Source organism: Bacillus sp. REN16, from assembly GCF_020731355.1.
Taxonomy (GTDB): domain Bacteria; phylum Bacillota; class Bacilli; order Bacillales; family Bacillaceae_L; genus Ferdinandcohnia.
The window spans coordinates 26,571-45,126 of the sequence record NZ_JAJFZK010000022.1; the positions used below are offsets into that span (position 1 = coordinate 26,571).

Here is an 18,556-nt window from a genome sequence, read left to right on the forward strand (position 1 = left end):
ATAATTAGGAGTTGTTTTACCTTTTTTCTTGGTATTTTTCATGTTTGTAATTTGTAACGATAACACCTGCTGGAGTAATATTCATGGTTAACGTGTCCATCCCAATAGGATTATGTGCGCCTACAAATGGTGTAATTGTTACGATCACATCAAAATCATTTCCCCCCTCTTTACTTCTGGTGATGCTTATCACTTTTTCATCGGTATAGAGCCTTAATTCCCCGTAGTGGCCAGTAACAGCGTTGGTGATATGAGGGGATAAAGTAATTAGAAAAGTATCGTTAAGCAATTCCTCTTGGCTTTCTGCAAAAGAGGAACTCGGAAAAATACATAACAACACGATTACTAAAGAACCAAGTACTGATTTTTTCAATTTACATACACCCCCAATATTTTTTTACTTTTATCTTGCCTTGGAATCATTTCTTTATCCCTATCGATAATTATGTTTCAAGGCTTGGGTCTGACGCTATTAAGCATTATAATAAGGGTATAGTTGTTTAGGAGGAGAAATCGATGTACATAACTGATGAAGCAAAGCAATTGTTGGAAAAATCGGGTGCAATGGGAATTCGCCTTTACACCGTTCCAAGTGACAGTGATGGACCGCAAATTGCTTTAGCGATAGAAGAGCCACATGAATTTGACCGGGTTCAAACGATTAAAGGAATCAAAGTAGCTTTCGATCCAAGTGTAACAGGAACTGAAATTTTAACGTTAGACAAAGAAGAAAATGAAAATGGTGTTGGATTAGTATTAAAAGGTCCAGGAAGTTATTCGTAAAAGGAGGAACCCAAAATGCCCCTTAAAAAGATTAGACCTGATGAATTGTTCCAGAGAATGAATGAGCAAGAAAAACTTGTCCTTTTAGATGTAAGAGACGAGGAGAAGTACAATGATTTCCATATAGAAGGTCCTACCATTGAGAGTCAAAACATACATAAGACCGAAATTTTTAATTTTAACAAGCCGGTTGATTCTTTGTCAAAGGAAACAGAAATAATCGTAACATGCACAACAGGAAACTCTGCAACCAAATGTGCGAACATTCTTTCAGATCACGATTATAAAGTTGCTGTGTTAGAAGGCGGAATCACTGCTTGGAAAGAATACTTAAAATCGAAATAAGACAACCGAGGGCGATTGCTAAAATAAAGGCAATCGTCTTTTTGTGGAAGGGAACGATTGAATTTTTGTAGTCAGAATTCCTCATGATTGTATAATAGATACATATAATTACTTACGATGAGTTCTCCTAATTTAAGTCTTGTATCAGAGGGGAGATGGCAGAATGAGTTACGAGATGCGAATTGCGACCATGCTGGCCGAACAGATTGAAGGCTTTATTCAATTTGTTCAAGAAAACTATGATAATAAACATAAAAGCTATGTGGAAAATCCCGATAAATGGTATCAGGTCAAGCTGTTAATTGAAGAATTTAAGTTCCAGCTTAATGCAGCTGAACTGCGGAGAATAAATCGATTTTCTTGGAATGCAAAGTACACCAACCTATTAGTCGATGATGTTAAAAAGGGATTGGACGTTATTGAGGAATATGTGGAGCGGAATTACAACGATTTATTTCTCTTAACCGGAAGACTGCACACGTTAAGGAGCCTCTGTTCCTCGTTTTAATTTTACAAAGTTAAGGGGGAAGGGTCATAAAACATGCTATCTTATTCATTTTGATACTGTCTGTGATGACAGGGTGTTTAAGCAATCCAGATAACGAAGATCAATACATAGATATCCAAAAGCGCATAGGCAATGAAAATAATTATGAGGATTTTAAGAAAATAACCGATAACGATCAAGTTCAGAAGGTGAAAAAAATATTAAATGAAGCGGATTGGGAAAAAGCAAAAGTAGAGATGAATCGGCCCCCTGATTACCAATTCATCTTTCAATTTAAAAACCCTAATATTGAGGCTAAAGCAGTGCTATATGAGCTTTGGGAAAATAAATACAGTCTAGAATTAAAAAGGGGTAGCGATGAGTATGTTCAACTTAACAAAGAAGACTCAGAAGTGCTACTTGAAATAATAGTTGGGGAAAAATAACGAAAGGAATGGTGTCATGACCTATCACATACGTGTAAGAGCGGGGGCAGTGATAATTGAAAACAATTCAATTCTTTTAGTTGAGTTTAAAGATGAAAACGGCCTTCATTATAATTTGCCATCTGGTGGGGTTGAGCCTAATGAAACAGTGATTGAAGCAGTTCAAAGGGAAGCAATGGAAGAGGCATCAGTTGATGTCGAAGTCGGCCCATTAGCGTTTGTTTATGAATATGCTCCTCATAGTAACTCTAATAAATATGGTGAAACACATTCATTATCTCTATTATTTGAGTGTGAAATAAAAGAAAGTTTTACACCAAGTTTTCCTAGTAACCCGGATCCAAATCAAACGGATGTTAAATGGATTCCGCTATCTAAATTGCAAGACATTGTTCTATATCCAAATATCAAAGATCATCTTCTTAACTTCGTTACCGATAAAAAGACCATTGATTTAATTGAAGAGCATTTGTTAGTAAATAATAATTAACGGCACTTTCGTTGAAATATATACTAGGAGTCTATTACACGGAGGAATTTCAAATGTATTCGTATACGATCTGTTTTATCAAGCAAGGAAATAAAATACTGCTGCTCAATCGGGAGTCCCCTGAGTGGATGGGAATCTGGAATGGTGTTGGTGGTAAGCTAGAAGAAGGTGAGACCCCATTCGAATGTATTATTCGAGAAATTAGGGAGGAAACGGGTATTGAGATGAACCCTAAAAATGTTTGGCATAAGGGTAACATTACCTGGACAAACCCTACACATTCATATTTGGATGGTATGTATGTATTTGTAGCCGAGTTACCAGAAGCCAGTGAATACAAGACTCCACTAAAAACCGATGAAGGTATTTTGGATTGGAAAGACTTGTCCTGGATTTTGCATCCGAAAAATGTAGGATTGGCTAATCTAAAGTACTTTGTACACGAGATTCTTAATGACGAAACGAATTATGAACATCGATTTGTATACGATGGAGACGATGTTGTGGATTTCTCAAGAATCCACTTGGTTGAACCTGTTCTAAATAGATAAGATAACGAAGCGCTAATCTAATTGATTAACGCTTTTTATTTAACAAGCTTCTGCCCATTCAAGTCGATAAATTAAAGGGAAAATTCCGCTTAATTTGTGGTTATGATGAAAATATGCTTGTTGCCCAATCCTATGTAAAAGGTATTCCCACTATTACTCCTTCTAAAATTGAAAAAGGTTTCTCCGTGTTAAAGGAAAAATCCTGTCGATATCGAATATACATATTATGGAAGGTGGTTGGATTTGGAAAATAAAATCCCGAAGAGAATCCACATTATTGGTTCGGTCGGAAGCGGCAAGACAACATTTGCGAAACATCTTTCTTTAAAATTGAATATCCCGTTTTATGAACTAGACAATGTTGTCTGGATAAGGGACAAGTCTGGGGATATAAGGAGAACCGAAAAAGAGAGAGAAGAGTATCTCAACTCGATTCTTCAATCGGAAAGCTGGATTATTGAAGGGGTACATAACGAAGATTGGGTATCAAGTAGTTTCTATCATGCTGATCTAATACTCTTTCTAGATCCCAGTTATTCAATCCGAACCTATCGCATCATAAAAAGGTTTCTGAAACAAAAGCTCCGATTGGAACATTCAAATTACAAACCAACCTGGAAAATATTCCTCAAAATGTTCAAATGGAACCGCCATTTTGAAGAGATGGGGAAGCCAAGTTTCCTGAATAAGTATGAAGTTTATAAAGATAAAATTTTAATTATTGAAGACAGGCATCCATTAAGAACAACAATTAAATACATGTATTCAACTAGGGCTAAAGGAGAAAATAATGAATAATTCTATCAACGTAAAAATGTGGACAGGTTTGCATGAACACAACAATTGTTGAAGGATGGAAAGCTGCAAGTTCGAAAAAAGTTCTAGAATTAGGAGAGTCCATGAAAAGCTATAAATAGTTTCAGGAGGTCAAGGTATGTTTGATCCAATTTCAGCAGTATTAAATTTAGTTTTTTTCATATTAATCATTTATCTAATTTCACGAGTCGCCCATTTTATGAAGAATGTCACAAACAAGCTGAACGAGATTGATAAAAAGATAGAAGAGATAAAGGATTCAAATGTCAAGAGTGGTTAGGGGGACATCGGTATTGAAAAACTTAATGTGGGGGGCTCTCCTCTTAGTCTTGTTAACAGGGTGTTCCTCTGATTTAGGAAAAGTTGTCGCGAGTGAAAAAACGGCTCCGTCTGATATACACGAAATAGGAAGTCGACCAAACGAATCCCCTAATTTTACTTCTTTAGTACATAGAGTCACAGATGCGGAGCAACTAACCAAAGCTTGGGATTATTATTCGATGAAGAAGAAACCTCCTAAAGGGGATTTTGAAACGTATGACTACTATTTTGTGAGTATTCAAGAATCGGGCAGTTGTCCGTATAAATTAAAGGATGTAACTGTGAATGATTATAAAAAAGAAATTAATTTTTATTTTAGAGGAAAAGGTGGTTCGTGTAATGCTGATGCAACACCTAGAACGGTTGTAGTCGAAGTAGATAGAAACGATTCAACTAGTTTTGAAAATGCATCAATTATCTATCTTAGTGGAAATCGTGAAACAAGAACAACCGAAAAAATTAGGGGGTTAGAGTGAATGACCAGTGTGTTTGAATAGCCTTTACTAATATGAAAGGGGTCAGTTACATGCCTACTTGCCAGAAGTGTAATGAAACATGGGGTTGGAAACAAACCCTTAAAACATCCTTAACATTTAAAAGAACAATGATCTGCCCCTATTGTGGGGAAAATCAATATATTTCCTCCCGCACTAGAAAGAGAACAGCTGCTATTGTGTTTATTGCACCTATATTGCCTCTTCTGAGTTCCTATTTTGATTCTCAACTAGCCACAATTTTTATTCTGTTTGGTTATTTTACTCTTTTTATAGTCATCTATCCTTTTTATCTTGAAACAGCTAATCATGAAGAGCCTTTATTCTAAAGCCAGGGAGACGATAACTTTGTAAGTGACCCTATTTTTTAACAGCTACTAAAGTAAATGCACATATAATTTAGGCTGAAATGCTGATGTTTTTATATGCTGCGTTTCAGTACAATCTTTTTTAGTGATAATGGCATGTATTAGCTTTCTTTCATACAAGACTTTTGATATAATATTTCTGAATATTATTAATTTTTAAATATAAAAAGGGGGTTTGGGGAATGAGAAAAATTAGTCTTTGGTTCGTGCTTGTTTTATTGGTGTTAGTGGTCAGTGCTTGTGGGGGGAGTACAGAAACAGCTGGAGAAGGAATTAGTGAGGATGGAACCTTAACCATTGGTGAAACAGGCCTATTCAAAACGACATCAGGTGATTTTGAGGTAACGCTAAACAGTGTGAAATATGAAAAAGGTGGAGATGGTGAAACGGCTTTGAGAGGTACATACGTGGTTGCGAATGCAACCATAACAAGCAGAACATCAACAGCGGTAACAGTTGAAAAAGTTTTACCATTTAAAATCTTTGTAGATGACGTCGTTAACTGGAACAATGTAACAGCCGGAAAGGAATTCAGTTTTGGTACCCAAATTTCAGGGGAAATGAAGGAAGGCGATTCCATAACGGGTGAAATTATATTTGATGCGAGGGAATCCGAAGCGTATACAATCTTGCTCGGCGGAAAAACAGATCCTAACAAACTAGAATGGAGTCTATCCGCTGACGATTTTCAATAAGAACTCATATATCTATAATTCTTGAATCCACTCTCGTATCGGGAGTGGATTTATTTGAATGAAGTCATAAGAACCCTTTTAACTTGAATATACTATTCTAGACTGTAAATGGAGGGCTGTGTATGGCTTTTGTGTCAATTTATACCGTAGGAGGGTTACGTCACCCATATGACCACCCTGCATCTCGTGAGTTTTATGAAATGGGATATAAAGTTATGCGTCAGGCATATTTATCAGGGTATCTAATAGAGGATCTTTCATCAGAGGGAGTGCCATTCATAGAAGCTAAAGGAATAGGTTATCCTGTCTTAACCTTAACCGTTTGGGAAAGCTTACAGACCTTATATCGGTTTACCTATTCTGGTAAGCATAGTCAAGCATTAAGAAATAGAAACAAATGGATGGAGCCTAATCAAGAGAAACACCTTTCATATGTCATGTGGTGGACAGAGAAGGTGAAGGATGTCTCTTGGGAGGAGGCTTTCAAGAGATACGATTATTATATTCAACATGGATCTTCTCCTTTTGCATTTGATTTTAAGAACGCTTTTGATGAAAAAGGAGAGACTTGCCTGCTAAACTAGTAGAGACTCTTGTGTGGTTGCTTTTTTCTTGATTAAATAAATTGAGTATTTATGGGAAATGTAAATCATATAGAATTATTAAAAAACGTTAGGAAGGTTTAGTTTGATAAAACGATATTTGATCCTCACATTGTTAATAAGTATCGGTTTTGCCACCATAGCATTAGCCATGACAGAACATTATGAAGAACCTCTGATTACACATGAACATACAATCATTGCACATAGAGGAGCAAATGATCGGTATAATGAACATACATTAACGGCCTATAAAATTGCTTCTGAAGACGGTGTGGATTATTTAGAAATTGATTTGCGGATGACAAAAGATGGTGAACTTGTAGCCATGCATGATGAAACCATCAATCGAACAACAAACGGAACGGGCAAGGTTTCTGATTATACATTGAATGAGCTAAAAAAGTTCAAAACGGTGTCGAATTTTAATAATAAGAAGGTAACAGAAGAAATACCAAGCTTGCGAGAGATCTTTGATTCTTTTTCTAAAAAGGAGAATTTTTATATTGAAACAAGGCTCGTGAATAATCAGTTAGTTATGGAGGAGAAATTACTTGAACTCTTAAAGGAATATAACCTCCTTGATAAAGACAGGGTAATCCTTCAATCCTTCTCTACCAAAAGTCTAGATAAGATTCACTCGTTAGCACCTGATCTTCCACTTACCCTATTAATAAAAAAAGGGAAATTTGATTTAAATAAGGCTATTTCATCAAACTACCCAATTGTAGGTATTGAATCAACCAACATCACGCGCCGAATTGTAGAGAACCTTCACAAAAATGGGAAACTAGTGCATGTTTATTTTATAAATAAGAAAACGCAAAAAGCAGAACAAACACGGATGAAAACACTCCAAGTTGATGGTTATTTTACAGATTACATCCTGTATACGAAGGGATTATAGCGGGACACGGGGACAATGTACCTGTCCCTATGTCCCATAAGGAGGGAACAATGGAAACTATTATTACAACGATCGATAAGGAAAAAGCTTGGGAAATCCGGCATAAGGTCATGTGGCCAGACAAGGACTTTGATTACATAAAGGTAAAAGATGATGATGTAGGGATTCATTTTGGTCTTTTGGAACAGGACAAGCTGATATCTGTTATCTCTCTTTTTATAAATAATAAAGAGGCTCAATTTCGTAAGTTTGCGACGCTTCAAAATGAACAAGGTAAAGGATATGGAAGTAGATTGATAGACTATGTGATAAAAGAAGCAAAGGATCGTAACCTAGAGAAAATATGGTGTAATGCCAGGCAGAATAAGATAGGTTTTTATAAAAAATTTGGATTACAAGAAACCAACGTAACTTTTACAAAAGGCGGAAAATCCTACGTTATCATGGAGAAGGATTTAATAAATAAGGGGGAGAAGTAGATTGCTAGTTCGAGAAATTACACCTGCTGATGCGGAGGAATTTGTTAAGCTCAAACAGCAGGTTGAAGAAAGCTCAGAATATATGCTTTGGGAAGCGGGAGAAAGAAAAGCAAATCCCGATCAGCAACGAAAAATGATAGAAAGAATCGAGTCAGATGAGAACTCAACGATTTTTGGTGCTGAGGAAGAAGGGAAATTAATCGGCTTCTTAATGGCGATTGGCGGCAATGCAAGGAGAAACAAACATTCTGTGTACATCGTTATTGGGATTTTGAAAGAATCAAGAGGTAATGGGGTAGGTACCCAATTATTTTATGAACTGGAAAAATGGGCGTTAACTCACCAAATCCATCGGCTGGAATTAACCGTTGTGACTCAAAACGTGGCAGCTGTATCCTTATATAAAAAAATGGGATTTGAAATCGAAGGTACAAAAAGACATTCTCTATTAATCAATGGTGTATATGTCGATGAATTTTATATGTCCAAACTTTCAAAGGTGTGATTATCCAAGCAGGAATCACACTAGCAAGGCTATTCACGATAGAGACTTGGCAGCTAACAAACGGTAGGTGGATGCTCGTCAGGGGAGTTGAAGAACCAATTCATTCTTAAAATGGCCGATGTATATATATTAAAACAAGATCAGCATATTACACTTGAACGAATTTGGAGCAATTATTATCATCAGCTTCATATATATAGGTAAATATCCTTATAGAAAGGAGTATTTTCCATGAAAGCAATAGGAACCTCGCTTTTCAGCACAATTGCCCTATTTTTTATCAGTGTTTTTCTAGTAGCACCTATTCTGTCCAATATGGGCTATTCTTCGGTTGAGTCATCCTATCACCTACAAACGTATGCATTATTAGTAACGCTAATCTTTACTGTTATCCTTTGTACGATTCTAGGTGTAAGATATATTGTAGAAGAACTTAAAAGAGGTAAACAATAACCCGGTATGAAAGCGTTGGTCCGAATGGATGAACGCTTTGCTCCTTTTTAAAGCAGGAAGTAGATGCTAATTAAAGTGGTTCATCTAATCATTAAACAAAACTTCGAAAGCGTTGATCTTGTCAGATTAGCGCTTTTTTTATTGAATAAAAAATGTGAAAAATCTGAAACCCCTGCCAATATTTTACGTAAATGTATAGAGAAGGGAGTGGGTTCGTTGAAAAAATATATGATCCTTGTGTTTGTAGTGTTAGTTTTCGAGTTAAGTGTCCTTTTTGGTATCTCCCTATTTTATGATACAAACCTCGTCAACACCATGTTCCTTGGCTCCTGCATATTTATTATTTTTGCATTTTTAATGAGTTCCACTGGCGATGTTTTATCAAAAAATACTCAAGTAGCCGTTTTTGATTTGCTGCTCGGCAGGTACAAGCCACAGCACGAAAAAATGACTTTAAAAATCAGTCCATTTTTAATCAGTTCGATTTTATGTTTTGGAATGTATTTTGTCTTGTATTATGCAGGGCTTTTAAATTAATGGAAATTTGATAAAAAATCCTAAATCGAACGTTGTGTAATTTGGGGTACCTGTGTTACGCTCGAAACAAAGGTAATTTTTGGATAGGGTGGATGGAAATTGACATTTAAAGAAAAAATAAATCACGTACTACCAAGAAAACTTCTTACAGCTTCCATTTCAGGTGCGCTTTTCGCAGTCTTACTGGGCATCTTTCCATCCTCATTTTGGGGTGAGGTTAACTCCATAAAAGAATACTTGTTAGGATTTACAGCATCTGTGCCACTCTACCTCATATACAGCTTTCCAGTCATCTTTGTTTACGGAACGGCAACATCTATTATAAGTGACTTCTTATCAGGAATTATAACGAAAAACAGATTGAAACAATTAGAACCATATTTGTCCCTTGTTTTTCATTTACTATTCGGTTCGATCCTCCAATGGGTTAGTCTGGGGGCAGCAATCCTGTATTTTATAATTGATCGCATTTTACGAAAAAAGAAGAGTCGATACAAATGGAGCAAGGCTTTCATGGGTCTAGCCATTCCGTTACTTATTTGGATCCTATTCATGGGAATCATTTGGGTGATGGATTTTTTCAAAGATGGCGCTAACTATATTGTTTACTAATCCTTACTAATTTTTCTGGTAATTACAACCTTTTAAAAATGAAAGGATAGCAGTTCTAATAAGGGAAAATCTAATATTAGTGACATTTATGAAAGTCATTCTTGGTCACGATGGGAGCGAAATGAATGGAGACAATATGGCTAGAATATGCTTGGGCCTTGTTAATATTAATCGGCTTAGAAGGATTGTTATCAGCCGACAATGCCCTTGTATTAGCAGTTATAGCCAGACATTTACCAGAAGATGAGAAAAAAAGAGCGATAAATTACGGAATTATTATGGCCTTTGTTTTCCGGTTTGGTGCGCTTTTTGCCATTTCATTTATCGCAAACGTTTGGCAAATTCAGGCGATAGGAGCCCTCTATCTCCTTTATCTTGGGTTAAAGCATGTCATCCAGGCAAAGTTTGGAAAAGACAATAAAAATATTCATGAAGATGATAAGAAGGAAGCGGCTGGTAAAGGTTTCTGGCCGACAACGGGGAAAATCGCTTTAGCCGACCTAGCATTTGCGATTGATTCGATTCTCGCAGCTGTCGCTCTTGCCCTTGGTCTTCCGGATTCACCATTAGGCGATTTCGGCGGAATGGATGGAGGACAATTTATTGTTGTCGTACTTGGAGGAGTTGCCGGCTTGATCCTCATTAAATTTGCAGCGACTTGGTTTGTGCAGCTTCTTGAAAAACGTCCTGCGCTAGAAACAACAGCTTATGCCATTGTTGCCTGGGTCGGTGTCAAACTTGCAGTCATTACTCTTGCACATGAGGATATTGGCATCTTGAATCATGATTTTCCTCATAGTACCCTTTGGACAATTATTTTTTATGGAGTGTTAGTTGCAATTGCTCTAATCGGTTGGTTTGCACCGAGTAATAAGAATCATATAAATAACAAAGCCTCATAGGGAATGTAAAAGGTGCTTTTCTTCATGAGAGGAAAAGCACCTTTTTAAATGGGAGGGAGATTTTGATTGAACCAAAAATTAAGAAAATCATCAAAAGATAGATCTATTATGGGTGTTTGTGGAGGAATCGCAGAGTTTTTGGGAATATCTTCTTTTGCAGTGAGACTCATCTTTCTACTTTTACCGCCTGTAAATATACTAATCTACATTATTCTTGCAAACACAATGTCCGAAAGCCCGAGATCATTATACTAATTTACATGGGGAGTGTGGGTCAATTTGTTGGAAATATACAAAAAAGAAAATGTTGCTTTTATTGAAATTGAGGTACCGAATTTACCAAATCTATTTATATTTGTAACGGATGGGATGCTAGTTGATACAGGTACCCAAAGCTATGAAACTAAAATAATTCCTTTTTTAAAAGAAGTTTCATTTGATGTCGTTGCGTTAACGCACAGTCATGAGGACCACACCGGCACAGCAGCTTGGATCCAAGATAACCTAAACATCCCAATTTATATATCACCACTCGGTATCAGCATATGCTCACAACCAGCGCCTTACCCGAAATACCGTCAGGCAATATGGGGCATGCGAAAGGAATTTAATCCGCTGCCGATTTCAGATACGATTCAATCCAGGAAAAAGGAATGGAAAGTGCTACATACCCCTGGGCATGCAGATGACCATATTGCCCTATTGAATGAAGATACAGGAACCCTTTTTTCAGGTGATTTGTTTGTATCTTCAAAAACAAAAGTCATCATGCGCTCTGAATCGATTCCTCAAATCATGGAATCCATCAGAACAGTCCTCACTCATGACTTTGGCTCAATGTTTTGCTGTCATGCCGGATACATACAAGATGGAAAAAAGAGGATGCGACGGAAATTGGAGTATCTGGAAAATTTGAGCGGCGAAGTGAAAAATCTGTATGAAAAAGGACTTTCCTTTGACGAAATTGATCAAAAGATTTTTCGAAAAAAATACCCAATTACGTTTGTGTCAGAAGGTGAATGGGATTCTTTGCATATAATTACTTCGATAATCGGTGGTCAAAACGCCCTACAAATATCCAAACAAATCTAGGGAACAATTATTCATAAGACTAAAAGAAGAAGGGATTATGAATGAGAAAAGGAATACTTTTCACCCTATTGTTTGTCATGCTTACTCAACCTGCCATTTTCGCCCAGGCTATGAATGTGAAGAAAGAAGAGGACTTATATAAAATTGTTAAAGGCTTTATACCTGAGAATGTATCGTTAATAAGTCCCGATAATCCAAAGTCGACTGGATTATTTCAGCTTTATGACTTTGACAAAGATGGAGAAAATGAGATCGTGCTTAACTATATTCAAAAAGCAATTAAGCAACTATCGCCATCACTATACGGGGCAATTATCATCAAAAAGGAAAACGGTAAGTGGAAGAAAGTGTGGGAAACAAATGCCATTGGTGTTGGACTGGATTATTCAGGACTTACTTATCTAACAGGTGATGGTACGAAGGAATATCTATTTGGTGTAACAATTGGGGCTGACGCAGGAAACAAATTGGAAGTATTTAAATGGGAGAATCACTCATTAAAAGAAATGGCAGAGATTCCATATCATATGATGGAGCTTATTCCTGGTAAAAAGGAAACCGGAATTGCCGTTTGGCAAAGGTATATCGCAGATACGTATTTTGTTGATGTGCTGAAATGGAATGGTCAGGAATTTATCTTTGATGAAGAATTATATGCTGCATATTATCCTAAAATTGAGAGGTTTTTTGATAAGAAAATCGCAAACATGAAAGCCTGTTTTTACTGGTATACACTAGCCGATGCACAGATTAAAGCTAATTTATTTGATAAAGCCGAAAAGTCGATTGAAAGAGGTATTCAAATAGCTGGACCAACTTTAACAGATGCAATCGAAAACTTTAATAAATTAAAAGTTGTACTTAAAAAGAAAAAAGCAGGGTAGGACCTAAAATAACAATTCCGGAAGCTTGGTGCACTTATTCCAGGCTTCTTTATTTTGGGGAATCAGAGTGATTGTGCTTTTTTAAAAACATTTTTTTGAAAAAATATAAAATCTTTTAAGCTAAAGTGAAATAATTTAGACAGTTGATTCGACTAATGATTGAATAATATACCGGAGGAGAAATGGATGACCAGTGACAAAATTTCAGAATGGTTCTATCTATACAACAAAGATGTATACCATTTCTTGTTTTATTATGTTGGATCAGGAGATATAGATGATTTAGTGCAGGAAGTTTTTATACGTGCAATCAAAGGATTTAATTCATATCAATCGAAGTCCAGCGTGAAAACTTGGCTTTTTTCGATTGCACGAAATGTTGGTATTGATGAGATTAGAAGAAGAAAACGAAACAGAATTAGAAATGTTTTTAGTTTCACAGGATTTGAACCTAAAGAGGAAAAAACACCAGAAGTCATGCTTCAATTGAACGAAAATAATAGAATTTTATATCAAGTCATTCATTCATTAAAGCCCAACTACCGTGATGTAATTATTCTCAGAGCCATAAAGGAATTATCTGTTTCTGAAACAGCAGACATTTTAAGTTGGAATGAAAATAAGGTACGTATTACTTATCACCGAGCCCTAAAGGTCTTAAAGGCTAAGAAGGAGGACCTTCAAAATGAAAGATAATGAGTGGGAAAGCCAGATAGTTGATGAATTACAATCGCTTCCTGATCCAGATTTTGAGAAGGATTTTGATATAAATAAACAAAATAAGATTCATGATAACCTTATGAAATTTTCAAGAAGTTATGAATTAAAGAAGCGAAGAAGAGATGTATTAAACCGTATAACAGCAGTGGTGGCAAGTTTGGCTGCATTACTCTTATTTTGTGTCATTTTTATTCCAATGGGTGGAGATTCATACAATACCTCTGGTTCTGAAATAGAAACATTTAAAAGCTTTTTTCATCAAAAAATGAAAGAAATGCATAAACAGGAAAAGAACTATTCGTACTTACTTATTCATACGGAGTTAAATGCAGTTCATAAGGATGACGCAATTGCAGTTTTTAAGGAGAATAACTTTAACGGCGAACAGATATTTATAGCTTATTTTGAGAAACAGGATAATCAATGGGAATGGAAACAAACAAGAGGAGCTGAGTGGAATTCACGTGTGAACTGGTCTTCAATGAACCAAATGCCATATATATATTCTGGCGCATTGAGCGATAACTCTGTAAAAGAAGTATTTGCAGGTGAGGTTCAAGCGAAAGTTCTTACAATTGAAGGAGATAAAAGGTTTTGGTATGCCATTAGCCCAGTGAAAGAAGTAGAAGTGATGATAGTTACAGAAGATGGTAATAAAGAAATATTGGAGGAAATAGATATAAAGTGATGTTGATCAAACACTTTTGCCAAAGTGAGTGTTGGAAGGAAAGGTTGATGGAAGTTCATTAGGAGATGCCTACTACACTTGTAATAAGAGTACAATAATCTTAGAGAATATTTATAAGCCAAACATGGTGCAAAAGTTGAAAAAGAGGATCGTTGTTACTTAACGGGTTCCGTTAACTATCACAAACATTAAAAATGTAAGTTAAAATGATTGCCAATTTGCATATGAAATTGACGCTCATTTTTTATTGGAGTAAAGCCATTTATGCCGAAATTACATAAAAATTTGTATAGGAAAATGACCCCCAAATTGTAGGGGTACAATGGCTGTTGTACCCCTACAATTTGGCATACATTTTATCTTACAAAAGTACTTAGAACATAAGAAATCCTATCCTTAATTGAATACCCAGTGATATTTAAAATAAGCGGAGATATTTCCGTTAAATGCAGAATAGAGCTCTTTTCGGGGTTGATAGGGGGGAATTTTCCGCTTATGCAAAGAAAAATCCCCAATTTTTACGTTACTTGAGTCAATAGGGGAAATTTCTACTCTTATTTACGCTATTTTTTAGCTTATTTACAAATTAAGAGGAATTTCTACCTCTAAAATCCGGTGCGTAAGCTGCCCACCTAACCCCTTTTCCAATCAAAAATGGCTCAGTGAACTGAGCCACCTTATTTTTAATTGCAAAAACAGATACAAGAAGCAGTACAAAATGGGCAACATTTTCGGGTTTTGCGACAGGAAACGGAACCCGTTAGTTGTTGCTGGTCCTCTTTTATTTATTGGTAGGACCTATTCAGGTCGTACCCTAGCTTCACAAAAGTCCGCTAAACTTTTTAGAACGAATTCACCAGTCTGTTTTGTCGAGCTTTTAAAAAGCTTATCAATCACATTCATAACAGAGCGATGATACTTGGTTTCAAACTCTTGCTCGACAACGGTGTGATTACCCTGCTGCTGCAAGCGATACGAAAAAGTCATGATATAGGTTTGAGATTCAAGTTCGAATGCGAAAAACGTGGGTTGCGCGACCTCCTTATTTCTCCCCTGTAACATAACATGTTCCTTCCCTTCCTCAGCTGTCAGTTGAAAGGAAGCCCCTGCTTTCGTTTCATCCTTAGGGTTCGAATAACGAACAGAAGTCACGTTTGGAAACCATTTTTCACGTGAGCTGGCGGTCGCAATGCAGTCAAATACATCTGTATTGGGTGCCTTGATAACGATAGATTGTTTCATTTTATAAGTACCTCGAGTGATATAATACATTTAACATAGCAGGAAAGGTGATGTTTGTGGAGAGAATTTTTGGCCTGGAACCTGTTGTCGGCGAAGAACCGAGAGTACTGATCCTTGGTTCGATGCCCAGTGTAGAGTCATTAAAGAAACAGGAGTACTACGGTAATAAACGGAATCATTTTTGGAAAATCATGTTTATGCTTTTTGATAGTCATGAACTAACGGACTACGAAGAAAAGATTGCCTTTTTAAAAGAGGAAAGAATAGCTCTTTGGGATGTGCTATATAGCTGCCACAGGGAAGGAAGTCTGGATTCAAACATTAAAAATGAAGAGCCGAACCAAATTGTGGATTTTGTTAAAAATCATCTTAACCTTCGTTTAATTATTTGTAATGGAACAAAGTCTTACCAAAGCTATTCAAAATATATTGGACTTGACCAGATTCCAGGGATTGAGGTTATTAAGCTTCCGTCAACGAGTCCTGTGCCCGGTAAATATAACAAAACTCTTGAAGGCAAGCTCCAAGAGTGGAAAATCATCAAAGAATATCTATAAAACCTTTTCAATGTCTTCTGCTATTTTAGCCGGTTCGGTTTGTGGGGCATAGCGTTCCACAACCTGTCCATTGCGGTCCACCAAAAACTTTGTGAAGTTCCATTTTATCGCATTTGACAATAACCCTTTTTGTTCGTCCTTTAATAATTGAAACAACGGATCTGCATTCTCACCATTCACATCAATTTTTGCAAACATTGGGAATGTCACCCCATAATTTATCTCGCAAAAAGACGTCGTCTCCTCAATATTCTCAAATTCTTGATTCCCGAACTGAGCACACGGAAACCCAAGAACAACTAAGCCATCCTTTTGATATTTTTCATAAAGCCCCTGCAATCCTTGAAATTGTGGTGTGAATCCACATTTACTTGCTGTATTAACAATTAAAAGTGGTTGTCCTTCATATTCCCTGAGTGATTTCATTTCCCCGTTCGCCATTTTTACATCAAAATCATACACACTAGCCATTTTTTCCACTCCCTTATGTACGGATTACCATAATCGTAATTGATGCAAGAGTGAGATTCAAGTTTGGACTTCTTTTCATAAAGGTTTTCATGTAATATTCAGGAGAGAGGAAATATTTTGAAAACGAGGGTATCTAAATGAATCAGTTAACAAATTGGAAGTTCCCCGCCATCCTTTTAACCGGGTTGGGATTATCCTCCTTGGGGGATTTTATATATCTCATAGCTATTAATCTATTAGTGTTAAAAATGACGGGATCGGCAGCGGCAGTTGCTGCTTTATGGGTTGTCGGTCCCATCACATCAATCCTTGTAAATGGATGGTCCGGGAGTATCATAGACCGCTCTAATAAACGGAAAATCATGATTATCACCGATATTGTACGAGCTATTGCAGTTGCCATTATCCCACTACTTCCAAGTATTTGGATGATCTATGGATTGCTATTTGTAATCAGTGTTGCAAAATCCTTTTTTAACCCGACATCAACTACCTACATAACAGCGCTGATTCCAGAGGAACAGCGGAAGACCTTTAATTCGATTAGAAGCTTGGTCTCTTCTGGTGCATTTATTACGGGCCCAGCCATTGCGGGTACGCTTTTTNTTACGGGCCCAGCCATTGCGGGTACGCTTTTTATTATTGGTAGTCTTGAATTAGCTATTTATTGTAATGCAATATCATTTGTAATTTCAGCAATCCTCATTGCATTTTTACCAAATATCGATAGTAGTGAAAAAGATACAACGGAAAAACTTCAATTTAAAAAATTACTAGAAGATTGGCGAGTGGTCATACGTTTTTGTAAAAAGGCGGCATTTGTGATGACCATATATTCGAGCTTTATTATCTTTGATATTTTTACTATGGCGATGGATTCCCAGGAGGTTGTTTTTACACAAAGGGTGATTGGTCTAACTGAGGTGGAGTATAGTTTACTAGTAAGTGTCACCGGTATTGGCTATGCTGCCGGAGGTTTATTGGTCATCTTTATTTCAAGATTTCTTTCAATTCGTGCTCTTATCGGAACGGGGCTATTAATGCTTGCGGGAGGTTACTTAATCTATTCATTGGCTACTTCCTTTGCAATGGCAGCGACCGGTTTTATCATTTTAGGCTTCTTTTTTGCCTTTTCAAATACAGGCTTTACCACCTTTTATCAAAACAATGTGCCTGTGGAAATTATGGGGCGTGTCACAAGTATCGTAAGTGTGCTGCAGAGTGGGGTGTCCGTCGTCTTTCTTTTATTTATTGGAATCATGGGCGACCTGTTGCCATTGAGATACACGATTGTCACATTATCTGTAATTAGCGTGGTACTTGCTGTTTTTGTCATTATTCTCGTATCTCAGCCAACGAAAAAAATGTATTTTACGGAGGAAAAGGCAGTTGGAATTTAGGTAATAGGGGCAAATGAAATAAGGCTGCCACTAAAAAAGTCGCAGCCCCTATTCCTCTACTACTTCAATTTTACTTGCCTTCGCCTGTGCTGGTGCAGACTCAGCGATAACGCCATCAACCACAATCCTTACTTTCTGACCGACTTCAAGCTTTGAAACAACATACTGATCGATAGAATCAACACTGAAAAAAGTACTTGAATAATAGTATTCATCATGGATTTCCTGTTCTGTTTTTGTTACGAATTCCTCGCCAGTTATTTTTTCATTTACTAGAATGCGTTCACCGACCTCGAGTATATAGCCGGTTATAGTCATTTCATCAGCGTTTTGATCACTCGTACCACAACCAACTAGCAACAAAATAATAAGAATAGCAATTTGCTTCATATCGTCACCTCTTCCGATTAGGCGAGTAATTGGAGTAATAGGTTACAAATTGAAAATATTGCGTGAAATTTTTTGCGATTATGGTAGAATATTCAAAAAGAAAAGGGGAAAGGCCTATGAAATTTGTCCATATCTTTGGTCCACAAGCGGTTGGGAAAATGACGGTTGGGCAGGAATTAGCGAAAATAACAGAGTTAAAGCTTTTTCATAACCACATGACAATTGACTTAGTAAGTAACTTTTTTGATTACAGTACTGTAAAGAGTCACTTTATATCCTCCAAAAAACAACTATTATTTTCAAATTCCTCCGGAATTGC

General features: G+C 36.6%; 30 protein-coding genes and 1 pseudogene. 27 read left to right on the forward strand and 4 right to left on the reverse strand.

Translation table 11 applies throughout. The features are described from left to right. Positions 1–16: 16 nt before the first annotated feature. Positions 17–373, reverse strand: a complete 357-nt coding sequence (locus LKW28_RS20425) for a DUF3888 domain-containing protein (protein ID WP_229142268.1) — start codon at positions 371–373, stop codon at positions 17–19. A 143-nt stretch (positions 374–516) separates the two neighbouring features. On the opposite strand from LKW28_RS20425, the gene LKW28_RS20430 reads away from it, so the two are divergent. The 24 genes from LKW28_RS20430 (at position 517) to LKW28_RS20545 (ending at position 14,177) form a co-directional block, all read left to right on the forward strand. Next, positions 517–783 carry an adhesin gene (locus tag LKW28_RS20430; RefSeq protein ID WP_229142269.1) on the forward strand — a complete coding sequence of 89 codons (267 nt, stop codon included), beginning with the start codon at positions 517–519 and terminating at the stop codon, positions 781–783. Positions 784–798: 15 nt separating this feature from the next. Next, positions 799–1,128: a rhodanese-like domain-containing protein gene (locus LKW28_RS20435; RefSeq protein ID WP_229142270.1), complete on the forward strand. Its 330-nt coding sequence runs from the start codon at positions 799–801 to the stop codon at positions 1,126–1,128. Between the two features lie 163 nt (positions 1,129–1,291). Beyond that, positions 1,292–1,636, forward strand: a complete 345-nt coding sequence (locus LKW28_RS20440) for a hypothetical protein (protein WP_229142271.1) — start codon at positions 1,292–1,294, stop codon at positions 1,634–1,636. 65 nt (positions 1,637–1,701) lie between these two features. Further along, positions 1,702–2,061, forward strand: coding sequence for a hypothetical protein (locus LKW28_RS20445; protein WP_229142272.1), 360 nt, complete (start codon positions 1,702–1,704; stop codon positions 2,059–2,061). A 16-nt stretch (positions 2,062–2,077) separates the two neighbouring features. Further along, positions 2,078–2,551, forward strand: coding sequence for an NUDIX domain-containing protein (locus LKW28_RS20450; RefSeq protein WP_229142273.1), 474 nt, complete (start codon positions 2,078–2,080; stop codon positions 2,549–2,551). Positions 2,552–2,604: 53 nt separating this feature from the next. Further along, positions 2,605–3,102, forward strand: coding sequence for an NUDIX hydrolase (locus LKW28_RS20455; RefSeq protein ID WP_229142274.1), 498 nt, complete (start codon positions 2,605–2,607; stop codon positions 3,100–3,102). A gap of 243 nt (positions 3,103–3,345) precedes the next feature. Then, a complete protein-coding gene (locus LKW28_RS20460) occupies positions 3,346–3,900 on the forward strand; it encodes a DNA topology modulation protein FlaR (protein ID WP_229142275.1) in 555 nt (184 codons plus the stop codon). A gap of 136 nt (positions 3,901–4,036) precedes the next feature. Next, the gene (locus LKW28_RS20465) at positions 4,037–4,198 is read left to right on the forward strand and encodes a hypothetical protein (protein ID WP_229142276.1); all 162 of its coding nucleotides are present in this window, start codon (positions 4,037–4,039) and stop codon (positions 4,196–4,198) included. A 13-nt stretch (positions 4,199–4,211) separates the two neighbouring features. Next, positions 4,212–4,715, forward strand: a complete 504-nt coding sequence (locus LKW28_RS20470; protein WP_229142277.1) for a hypothetical protein — start codon at positions 4,212–4,214, stop codon at positions 4,713–4,715. A gap of 50 nt (positions 4,716–4,765) precedes the next feature. Beyond that, a complete protein-coding gene (locus LKW28_RS20475) occupies positions 4,766–5,062 on the forward strand; it encodes a TIGR04104 family putative zinc finger protein (RefSeq protein ID WP_229142278.1) in 297 nt (98 codons plus the stop codon). A 221-nt stretch (positions 5,063–5,283) separates the two neighbouring features. Further along, entirely contained in the window at positions 5,284–5,796 is a 513-nt protein-coding gene (locus tag LKW28_RS20480) for a DUF4352 domain-containing protein (RefSeq protein ID WP_229142279.1), read from the forward strand. 122 nt (positions 5,797–5,918) lie between these two features. Then, positions 5,919–6,380, forward strand: a complete 462-nt coding sequence (locus tag LKW28_RS20485) for a DUF3291 domain-containing protein (RefSeq protein ID WP_229142280.1) — start codon at positions 5,919–5,921, stop codon at positions 6,378–6,380. Positions 6,381–6,483: 103 nt separating this feature from the next. Continuing rightward, the gene (locus LKW28_RS20490) at positions 6,484–7,305 is read left to right on the forward strand and encodes a glycerophosphodiester phosphodiesterase (protein WP_229142281.1); all 822 of its coding nucleotides are present in this window, start codon (positions 6,484–6,486) and stop codon (positions 7,303–7,305) included. Between the two features lie 50 nt (positions 7,306–7,355). Then, positions 7,356–7,784: a GNAT family N-acetyltransferase gene (locus tag LKW28_RS20495; RefSeq protein ID WP_229142282.1), complete on the forward strand. Its 429-nt coding sequence runs from the start codon at positions 7,356–7,358 to the stop codon at positions 7,782–7,784. 1 nt (position 7,785) lies between these two features. Continuing rightward, a complete protein-coding gene (locus tag LKW28_RS20500; RefSeq protein WP_229142283.1) occupies positions 7,786–8,289 on the forward strand; it encodes a GNAT family N-acetyltransferase in 504 nt (167 codons plus the stop codon). A gap of 231 nt (positions 8,290–8,520) precedes the next feature. After that, positions 8,521–8,742, forward strand: coding sequence for a hypothetical protein (locus LKW28_RS20505; protein WP_229142284.1), 222 nt, complete (start codon positions 8,521–8,523; stop codon positions 8,740–8,742). A 216-nt stretch (positions 8,743–8,958) separates the two neighbouring features. After that, positions 8,959–9,279 (forward strand): hypothetical protein, encoded by a 321-nt coding sequence (locus LKW28_RS20510; RefSeq protein WP_229142285.1) that lies wholly within the window; start codon positions 8,959–8,961, stop codon positions 9,277–9,279. Between the two features lie 99 nt (positions 9,280–9,378). Continuing rightward, positions 9,379–9,891 carry a hypothetical protein gene (locus LKW28_RS20515; RefSeq protein ID WP_229142286.1) on the forward strand — a complete coding sequence of 171 codons (513 nt, stop codon included), beginning with the start codon at positions 9,379–9,381 and terminating at the stop codon, positions 9,889–9,891. A gap of 125 nt (positions 9,892–10,016) precedes the next feature. Next, positions 10,017–10,793: a TerC family protein gene (locus tag LKW28_RS20520; protein ID WP_229142287.1), complete on the forward strand. Its 777-nt coding sequence runs from the start codon at positions 10,017–10,019 to the stop codon at positions 10,791–10,793. Between the two features lie 66 nt (positions 10,794–10,859). Further along, positions 10,860–11,048 carry a PspC domain-containing protein gene (locus LKW28_RS20525; protein WP_229142288.1) on the forward strand — a complete coding sequence of 63 codons (189 nt, stop codon included), beginning with the start codon at positions 10,860–10,862 and terminating at the stop codon, positions 11,046–11,048. Positions 11,049–11,075: 27 nt separating this feature from the next. Next, positions 11,076–11,885: an MBL fold metallo-hydrolase gene (locus LKW28_RS20530; protein ID WP_324255056.1), complete on the forward strand. Its 810-nt coding sequence runs from the start codon at positions 11,076–11,078 to the stop codon at positions 11,883–11,885. Positions 11,886–11,926: 41 nt separating this feature from the next. Further along, positions 11,927–12,769: a hypothetical protein gene (locus LKW28_RS20535; protein ID WP_229142290.1), complete on the forward strand. Its 843-nt coding sequence runs from the start codon at positions 11,927–11,929 to the stop codon at positions 12,767–12,769. A 186-nt stretch (positions 12,770–12,955) separates the two neighbouring features. Further along, a complete protein-coding gene (locus LKW28_RS20540; protein ID WP_229142291.1) occupies positions 12,956–13,465 on the forward strand; it encodes an RNA polymerase sigma factor in 510 nt (169 codons plus the stop codon). Next, positions 13,455–14,177, forward strand: a complete 723-nt coding sequence (locus LKW28_RS20545; RefSeq protein WP_229142292.1) for a hypothetical protein — start codon at positions 13,455–13,457, stop codon at positions 14,175–14,177. Before LKW28_RS20540 ends, LKW28_RS20545 begins: the two co-directional genes overlap by 11 nt. 798 nt (positions 14,178–14,975) lie before the next feature. Here LKW28_RS20545 and LKW28_RS20550 read toward each other — a convergent pair. Beyond that, the gene (locus LKW28_RS20550; protein WP_229142293.1) at positions 14,976–15,419 is read right to left on the reverse strand and encodes an SRPBCC family protein; all 444 of its coding nucleotides are present in this window, start codon (positions 15,417–15,419) and stop codon (positions 14,976–14,978) included. A gap of 50 nt (positions 15,420–15,469) precedes the next feature. On the opposite strand from LKW28_RS20550, the gene LKW28_RS20555 reads away from it, so the two are divergent. Further along, positions 15,470–15,976 (forward strand): DNA-deoxyinosine glycosylase, encoded by a 507-nt coding sequence (locus LKW28_RS20555; protein ID WP_229142294.1) that lies wholly within the window; start codon positions 15,470–15,472, stop codon positions 15,974–15,976. Here the strand turns inward: LKW28_RS20555 and LKW28_RS20560 are convergent. Continuing rightward, the gene (locus LKW28_RS20560) at positions 15,971–16,447 is read right to left on the reverse strand and encodes a glutathione peroxidase (protein WP_229142295.1); all 477 of its coding nucleotides are present in this window, start codon (positions 16,445–16,447) and stop codon (positions 15,971–15,973) included. The two genes, LKW28_RS20555 and LKW28_RS20560, sit on opposite strands and share 6 nt — an antisense overlap. A gap of 137 nt (positions 16,448–16,584) precedes the next feature. Between LKW28_RS20560 and LKW28_RS20565 the strand changes: the two genes are divergently transcribed. Next, positions 16,585–17,847 carry an MFS transporter gene (locus LKW28_RS20565; protein ID WP_229142296.1) on the forward strand — a complete coding sequence of 421 codons (1,263 nt, stop codon included), beginning with the start codon at positions 16,585–16,587 and terminating at the stop codon, positions 17,845–17,847. Positions 17,848–17,895: 48 nt separating this feature from the next. On the opposite strand, the gene LKW28_RS20570 is transcribed toward LKW28_RS20565, so the two are convergent. Then, complete coding sequence (locus tag LKW28_RS20570; RefSeq protein ID WP_229142297.1) at positions 17,896–18,237, reverse strand: YobA family protein; 342 nt, start codon at positions 18,235–18,237, stop codon at positions 17,896–17,898. Positions 18,238–18,353: 116 nt separating this feature from the next. Between LKW28_RS20570 and LKW28_RS20575 the strand changes: the two are divergent. After that, a pseudogene (locus LKW28_RS20575) lies at positions 18,354–18,556 on the forward strand (AAA family ATPase); the annotation flags it as partial.

What these genes read in the sequence shown, in the direction of transcription:
- LKW28_RS20455 (WP_229142274.1), top strand. Translation starts at nt 2,605, where the DNA reads ATGTATTCGTATACGATCTGTTTTATCAAGCAAGGAAATAAAATACTG.
- LKW28_RS20440 (WP_229142271.1), top strand. Translation starts at nt 1,292, where the DNA reads ATGAGTTACGAGATGCGAATTGCGACCATGCTGGCCGAACAGATTGAA.
- LKW28_RS20485 (WP_229142280.1), top strand. Translation starts at nt 5,919, where the DNA reads ATGGCTTTTGTGTCAATTTATACCGTAGGAGGGTTACGTCACCCATAT.
- LKW28_RS20520 (WP_229142287.1), top strand. Translation starts at nt 10,017, where the DNA reads ATGGAGACAATATGGCTAGAATATGCTTGGGCCTTGTTAATATTAATC.
- LKW28_RS20445 (WP_229142272.1), top strand. Translation starts at nt 1,702, where the DNA reads ATGACAGGGTGTTTAAGCAATCCAGATAACGAAGATCAATACATAGAT.
- LKW28_RS20535 (WP_229142290.1), top strand. Translation starts at nt 11,927, where the DNA reads ATGAGAAAAGGAATACTTTTCACCCTATTGTTTGTCATGCTTACTCAA.
- LKW28_RS20480 (WP_229142279.1), top strand. Translation starts at nt 5,284, where the DNA reads ATGAGAAAAATTAGTCTTTGGTTCGTGCTTGTTTTATTGGTGTTAGTG.
- LKW28_RS20465 (WP_229142276.1), top strand. Translation starts at nt 4,037, where the DNA reads ATGTTTGATCCAATTTCAGCAGTATTAAATTTAGTTTTTTTCATATTA.
- LKW28_RS20570 (WP_229142297.1), bottom strand. Translation starts at nt 18,237, where the DNA reads ATGAAGCAAATTGCTATTCTTATTATTTTGTTGCTAGTTGGTTGTGGT.
- LKW28_RS20450 (WP_229142273.1), top strand. Translation starts at nt 2,078, where the DNA reads ATGACCTATCACATACGTGTAAGAGCGGGGGCAGTGATAATTGAAAAC.
- LKW28_RS20550 (WP_229142293.1), bottom strand. Translation starts at nt 15,419, where the DNA reads ATGAAACAATCTATCGTTATCAAGGCACCCAATACAGATGTATTTGAC.
- LKW28_RS20540 (WP_229142291.1), top strand. Translation starts at nt 12,956, where the DNA reads ATGACCAGTGACAAAATTTCAGAATGGTTCTATCTATACAACAAAGAT.
- LKW28_RS20495 (WP_229142282.1), top strand. Translation starts at nt 7,356, where the DNA reads ATGGAAACTATTATTACAACGATCGATAAGGAAAAAGCTTGGGAAATC.
- LKW28_RS20505 (WP_229142284.1), top strand. Translation starts at nt 8,521, where the DNA reads ATGAAAGCAATAGGAACCTCGCTTTTCAGCACAATTGCCCTATTTTTT.
- LKW28_RS20555 (WP_229142294.1), top strand. Translation starts at nt 15,470, where the DNA reads ATGTTTGTGGAGAGAATTTTTGGCCTGGAACCTGTTGTCGGCGAAGAA.
- LKW28_RS20560 (WP_229142295.1), bottom strand. Translation starts at nt 16,447, where the DNA reads ATGGCTAGTGTGTATGATTTTGATGTAAAAATGGCGAACGGGGAAATG.
- LKW28_RS20475 (WP_229142278.1), top strand. Translation starts at nt 4,766, where the DNA reads ATGCCTACTTGCCAGAAGTGTAATGAAACATGGGGTTGGAAACAAACC.
- LKW28_RS20435 (WP_229142270.1), top strand. Translation starts at nt 799, where the DNA reads ATGCCCCTTAAAAAGATTAGACCTGATGAATTGTTCCAGAGAATGAAT.
- LKW28_RS20545 (WP_229142292.1), top strand. Translation starts at nt 13,455, where the DNA reads ATGAAAGATAATGAGTGGGAAAGCCAGATAGTTGATGAATTACAATCG.
- LKW28_RS20430 (WP_229142269.1), top strand. Translation starts at nt 517, where the DNA reads ATGTACATAACTGATGAAGCAAAGCAATTGTTGGAAAAATCGGGTGCA.